At 57.6% G+C, this 932-nt stretch carries 2 rRNA genes; both read left to right on the plus strand.

The annotated features are described in order from the left end of the window. Positions 1–679: ribosomal RNA gene (locus tag ABD191_RS28920) — 23S ribosomal RNA — on the plus strand; the annotation flags it as partial. A 111-nt stretch (positions 680–790) separates the two neighbouring features. Continuing rightward, positions 791–907: ribosomal RNA gene (rrf, locus tag ABD191_RS28925) — 5S ribosomal RNA — on the plus strand. Positions 908–932: the final 25 nt, after the last annotated feature.

Here is a 932-nt window from a genome sequence, read left to right on the forward strand (position 1 = left end):
AGGGACAGTGTCTGGTGGGTAGTTTAACTGGGGCGGTTGCCTCCTAAAAGGTAACGGAGGCGCCCAAAGGTTCCCTCAGCCTGGTTGGCAATCAGGTGTTGAGTGCAAGTGCACAAGGGAGCTTGACTGTGAGACTGACAGGTCGAGCAGGGACGAAAGTCGGGACTAGTGATCCGGCACTGGCATGTGGAAGCGGTGTCGCTCAACGGATAAAAGGTACCCCGGGGATAACAGGCTGATCTTCCCCAAGAGTCCATATCGACGGGATGGTTTGGCACCTCGATGTCGGCTCGTCGCATCCTGGGGCTGGAGTAGGTCCCAAGGGTTGGGCTGTTCGCCCATTAAAGCGGTACGCGAGCTGGGTTTAGAACGTCGTGAGACAGTTCGGTCCCTATCCGCCGTGCGCGTAGGATACTTGAGAAGGGCTGTCCCTAGTACGAGAGGACCGGGACGGACGAACCTCTGGTGTGCCAGTTGTCATGCCAATGGCACGGCTGGTTGGCCACGTTCGGAAGGGATAACCGCTGAAAGCATCTAAGCGGGAAGCTCGCTTCAAGATTAGGTATCCCACCCCTAGAGGGTTAAGGCCCCCAGCCAGACCACTGGGTTGATAGGCCAGAAATGTAAGCCCGGTAACGGGTTCAGTTGACTGGTACTAATAGGCCGAGGACTTGACCTACAAACATGCTACGCGTCCACTATGCAACTCTGAAACAACACCAACACCGAACCCCCACACTCCCCCAACAAGGGGGTTGGGGTGTTCGACTGGTTGACAGTTTCATAGAGTTACGGCGGCCATAGCGGTGGGGAAACGCCCGGTCCCATCCCGAACCCGGAAGCTAAGCCCACCAGCGCCGATGGTACTGCACCCGTGAGAGTGTGGGAGAGTAGGACGCCGCCGGACAAACATTCAGTTCAGGGCCACCCCC

The organism is Luedemannella helvata, assembly GCF_039528415.1.
Classification (GTDB): domain Bacteria; phylum Actinomycetota; class Actinomycetes; order Mycobacteriales; family Micromonosporaceae; genus Luedemannella; species Luedemannella helvata.